General features: G+C 71.3%; 4 protein-coding genes and 5 tRNA genes. 6 read left to right on the top strand and 3 right to left on the bottom strand.

The genetic code is table 11. The features are described from left to right. The first annotated feature begins 86 nt into the window (after positions 1–86). On the top strand, positions 87–596 hold the full coding sequence (locus ACWGIU_RS31075) for a DsbA family protein (RefSeq protein ID WP_453711403.1): 510 nt from the start codon (positions 87–89) through the stop codon (positions 594–596). Between the two features lie 157 nt (positions 597–753). On the opposite strand, the gene ACWGIU_RS31070 is transcribed toward ACWGIU_RS31075, so the two are convergent. From ACWGIU_RS31070 to ACWGIU_RS31060, 3 genes are all read right to left on the bottom strand, one after another. Further along, the gene (locus ACWGIU_RS31070; RefSeq protein WP_453711401.1) at positions 754–1,578 is read right to left on the bottom strand and encodes a GNAT family N-acetyltransferase; all 825 of its coding nucleotides are present in this window, start codon (positions 1,576–1,578) and stop codon (positions 754–756) included. Positions 1,579–1,658: 80 nt separating this feature from the next. After that, complete coding sequence (locus ACWGIU_RS31065) at positions 1,659–2,480, bottom strand: aminotransferase class IV (protein WP_453711399.1); 822 nt, start codon at positions 2,478–2,480, stop codon at positions 1,659–1,661. Then, positions 2,477–3,562: a chorismate-binding protein gene (locus ACWGIU_RS31060; RefSeq protein ID WP_453711397.1), complete on the bottom strand. Its 1,086-nt coding sequence runs from the start codon at positions 3,560–3,562 to the stop codon at positions 2,477–2,479. Before ACWGIU_RS31060 ends, ACWGIU_RS31065 begins: the two co-directional genes overlap by 4 nt. A 180-nt stretch (positions 3,563–3,742) precedes the next feature. On the opposite strand from ACWGIU_RS31060, the gene ACWGIU_RS31055 reads away from it, so the two are divergent. The 5 genes from ACWGIU_RS31055 to ACWGIU_RS31035 all read left to right on the top strand — a co-directional run bounded on the left by ACWGIU_RS31055 (position 3,743) and on the right by ACWGIU_RS31035 (position 4,217). After that, positions 3,743–3,815 (top strand) — tRNA-Gly (locus tag ACWGIU_RS31055). A gap of 37 nt (positions 3,816–3,852) precedes the next feature. Then, positions 3,853–3,926, top strand: a tRNA-Cys gene (locus ACWGIU_RS31050). A gap of 1 nt (position 3,927) precedes the next feature. Then, positions 3,928–3,999 (top strand) — tRNA-Val (locus ACWGIU_RS31045). A gap of 19 nt (positions 4,000–4,018) precedes the next feature. Beyond that, positions 4,019–4,090, top strand: a tRNA-Val gene (locus ACWGIU_RS31040). 52 nt (positions 4,091–4,142) lie between these two features. Continuing rightward, positions 4,143–4,217: transfer RNA gene (locus ACWGIU_RS31035), tRNA-Val, on the top strand. The last annotated feature ends 46 nt before the right edge of the window (positions 4,218–4,263 follow it).

Genomic DNA, 4,263 nt, shown 5'->3' with positions numbered 1-4,263 from the left:
CTCCGGGTCGCGCCTCCTCCCTGGGTCCAGGTCTGCCGGTCCAGGTCCCGGTCGGTGGGTCGGGCGGCGGCTGGGAGACTGTCCGTATGACCGATTCCGTGATCCTCGACGTCTGGTGCGAACTGCAGTGCCCGGACTGCCACCGCGCCCTGGACGACGTACGCGCCCTGCGGGCCCGCTACGGCGACCGGCTGGACATCCGGCTGCGCCACTTCCCCCTGGAGAAGCACAAGCACTCCTTCGCCGCGGCGCAGGCCGCCGAGGAGGCCGTCGAGCAGGGCCAGGGCTGGCCCTACGCGGAAGCGGTGCTGGCGCGCACCGCGGAGCTGGCCGAACGCGGCGAGCCGGTCCTGCTGGACGTGGCGCGTGAACTGGGACTCGACGCGGAGGAGTTCGACACCGCCCTGATCGACGGTCGGCACATCCTGATCGTGGACGCCGACCAGGCGGAGGGCAAGGCGATCGGCGTGACCGGCACCCCGACGTATGTGATCGACGGGCAGCGCCTCGACGGCGGCAAGAGCCAGGACGGCCTGCGCGCCCGTATCGAGGAGATCGCCGACCGCCTGCTGGCGGACGCCGGAGAATCGGCCTAGGTGTATTGCCCTGTGAGGTCGGGAACGCGGCTGGCGGGTGCCGTGCCCGGCAGGACGGAAGGGGTGCCCGTGTACCGGACGTACTCGGGTGCCCCGACATCGCGGGCCGGGCGCGGTGCCGGGCGTCGTGACCCGGTGAACCTTTCCGGTCACAGCACTAGATCAGGTCCTTGGCGTAGTTGAAGTTGGTGGGCCGGTAGCCGAGGGAGACGTACAGCCTCAGGGCCGGGGTGTTGTCGGTGAAGACCTGGAGCGCCAGCAGGCGGTGGCCGGCGGCGAGCGCGGCGCGCTCGGCGAGCGCCATCAGGTGGCGGCCGTGCCCGCGACCCCGGTGCTCGGCCCGGACCTCGATGTCGTAGATGTACGAGCCCTCCCCGCGCGGCGCGAGCCACACGTGGCCGACGGGCACCCCGGCCGCTTCCAGGACGACGAAGGTGGCTCCGGGAGTGGCCAGGCCCTGCGGCAGCTGGCTCTCGTGGTCGGCCAGCGACTTGGCACGGGCGGCCTCGGCGGGCATGCCACGGCTACTCCAGTTCGCGGCGTAGGCCTCGACGGCCCTGGCGCGCCAGACCTCGTACTCGGCGTCCGTCATGGGACGGCCGCGCACCTCCTCGGGGAGCGCGGGGGGCTCGGCCGGCAGGTCCTTGGCCATGTTCCGGCTGTACTCGGTGTATCCGAGGGCCTCGGCCATGCACAGGCCGGCTTCCGAGTCCGCCGGGATCGAGACGCGGACCCGGCGGCAGCCCCAGCCGCGCAGCACTTCCTCGGCGGCGAGCGCGGCCACGGTGGCCCTCCCCCGCCGCCGGTCGCCCTGTTCGACGTCGAGGTCGCGGATCTCGCCGACCGTCGGCCCGAAGGGGGTGTCGGAGGCGATCAGCAGGGCGCCGACACGCCTGCTGTTGACCCGGATCTCGTACCGGCGCGAACGCGCGCCGTCCGCCGTGTGCTGGAGCGGCCCGGACGGCCGCAGGGTGGTGGTCATCCCTTGAGTTCTACCCGTCCCCCGGCCGCCGCGACAGCCCTCCTCCGGCGGAAGCCGCCCTGGATCCCGTCCCGGTCGCTCTACGGGTCGAGGTCCGCGCCCGCCATCACCTCGAAGATCCGCATCACCTCGGCCGTGACCGGTCCGGGAGCGGACCCCAGTTCGCGGTCGTCGATCCGCAGCACGGCCTGGGCGTCGCGCAGCGAGGAGGTCAGGAAGACCTCCTCGGCCCGCTCCAGCACCTCGAACGGCAGGTCGGTCTCCTTGGCGCCGGCCCAGTCGACGATCAGGGCCCGGGTGATGCCGGCCAGGCAGCCGGAGGGCAGCGGCGGAGTGTGCAGTTCTCCGTCGAGTACGACGAAGACGTTGGAGCCGGTGCCCTCGCAGAGGCGGCCGAGCGTGTTGGCGAGGAGCGCCTCGGAGGCCCCGGCCCGGTGCGCGGCGGCAAGGGCGACCACGTTCTCGGCGTACGAGGTGGTCTTCAGGCCGGCCACGGCGGAGCGTTCGTTGCGGACCCAGGGCACCGTCACGACGGTGGTGGTGTCCGGGCGCCGGGGGGAGTCGGCGACGGCGGCGATGAGGGTGGTCCCGGCGTCCCCGCGGTCGGAGCCGAGGGGCGAGACTCCGCCGGTGTAGGTGATGCGCAGCCGCCCGTGCTCCAGCGGGTTGGCCTCCAGTACGGCGGCGCAGGCGCGGCGGACCTCGTCGAGGTCCGGGTCCGGCAGGCCCAGGCCCCGGGCCGAGCGGGTGAGCCGTTCCAGGTGCCGGGTGAGCGCGAAGGCGCGGCCGCGCTCCGCCTTCAGCGTCTCGAAGACGCCGTCGCCCACGGTCAGGCCGTGGTCGAAGACGGACACCTTCGCGCTGTCCACCTCGGTCAGGGCTCCGTCGAGCCAGATCTTCATGGTGCGGTCCTTCCGATCGTGTCGTTCGTCCCCTGCGTGCCGCCGCTCACCTCGTGGCCCATGGCCACCCGCAGGAGCCGGGCGGCCTTGAGTTCGGTCTCCGCCCATTCACGGTCGGGATCGGAGCCCCACGTGATGCCGGCTCCCGTGCCGAAGAGCAGTCGGGGTCCGCCGGCGGCCTCGCGGTCGATCCAGAATGTACGGATGCCGACGGCGAGCTCGGCGGTGCCCCGGTCCGCGTCGACCCAGCCGATGCCTCCGCAGTAGGGGCCCCGCGGGGCGGTTTCCAGGGCTTCGATGATCCGCAGGGCGGAGGACTTGGGGGCTCCCGTGACGGAACCGGGCGGGAAGGTGGCGCCGAGCAGCTCGGGCCATCCGGCGCCGTCGGCGAGCTCGCCGCTCACGATGGAGACGAGGTGGACCAGGCCCGGGTGCTCCTCGACGGCGCACAGCTCGGGGACGGCGACGGAGCCCGTCTCGCAGACCCGGCCGAGGTCGTTGCGGACCAGGTCCACGATCATCACGTTCTCGGCGTGGTCCTTGGGGAGCAGGTCGTCGACGGTGCGGCCGGTTCCCTTGATGGGGCCGGACTCGATGTGCCGGCCGGACCGGCGCAGGAACAGCTCCGGTGAGGCCGTGGCGATCTCGACGCCGTGGGCGGCCAGACGAATCGTTCCTGCGAAGGGTGCGGGGTTTCCGCGCGCGAGGAGCGCGGTAAGCGCGTCGACGTCGGCGCGGCCGGGGTGGGGCAGCGGCGCGGACATCACCCGGCAGAGGTTGGCCTGGTAGACCTCACCTGCGGCGATGTACTCACGGACGCGCCGTACGCCGGCGACGTACGCGGCGCGGTCGAGGGAGGAGGTCCACCGGTCGGCGTCAGGTCCGTGCCAGGCGCCCGGCACGGGCGCGGGGACCGGCGCGGGGCGTACGTCGCCGAAGCGCGCGCAGACGAGCCGCCCTTCGAAGTCGGCGGACACCGACCAGAAGCCGGTGGAGTCGAGGGCGGCGGGATCGCTGGTGACGTCTCGGAGGTCTGTCGCGAGAAGGCCGCCGAAGCGGGCCATGGGAGGCAGGTCGTGCACGGCTGCGAGTCTATGACCGGTGACGACAGGGCGCCGGTGCGGTGTCGGCAGGGTGACCTGTGGTGATCGACCGGCAGCACGCTGCGGAAACGCGTTTTTGAGCTGGCCCGGTAATCCGCTAGAGTTCAACACGTCGCCAGGGAGCGAAGGGGGAAACCCCCGGAGTGAACACGGTGACCTGCGGACGTAGCTCAGTTGGTAGAGCACCACCTTGCCAAGGTGGATGTCGCGAGTTCGAGTCTCGTCGTCCGCTCGAAGTGGGGGATCTTCCCGAACCCCTGCAGCTCCATGGTGGAGTGGCCGAGAGGCGAGGCAACGGCCTGCAAAGCCGTCTACACGGGTTCAAATCCCGTCTCCACCTCCAAGGACGATTAGCTCAGCGGGAGAGCGCTTCCCTGACACGGAAGAGGTCACTGGTTCAATCCCAGTATCGTCCACCGGTCCGCAAGGATCCCCGCGCGATTAGCTCAGCGGGAGAGCGCTTCCCTGACACGGAAGAGGTCACTGGTTCAATCCCAGTATCGCGCACGTAGTACCAGCATTACCTTGTTCCACCTGCGGCTTTCGAGCTGCGGAGCCCGCGCGATTAGCTCAGCGGGAGAGCGCTTCCCTGACACGGAAGAGGTCACTGGTTCAATCCCAGTATCGCGCACCACCCGAAAGCCCCGGCCGTTCTCACGGTCGGGGCTTGTCACTAATAC

The sequence above is a fragment of the Streptomyces sp. NPDC054840 genome (assembly GCF_053611065.1).
The sequence above is the reverse complement of the archived record's forward strand: the minus strand, read 5'-3'. Positions and strand labels throughout refer to the sequence as shown.

Coding starts and splice junctions, on each gene's coding strand:
- ACWGIU_RS31075 (WP_453711403.1), top strand. CDS start 87: ATGACCGATTCCGTGATCCTCGACGTCTGGTGCGAACTGCAGTGCCCG.
- ACWGIU_RS31070 (WP_453711401.1), bottom strand. CDS start 1,578: ATGACCACCACCCTGCGGCCGTCCGGGCCGCTCCAGCACACGGCGGAC.
- ACWGIU_RS31065 (WP_453711399.1), bottom strand. CDS start 2,480: ATGAAGATCTGGCTCGACGGAGCCCTGACCGAGGTGGACAGCGCGAAG.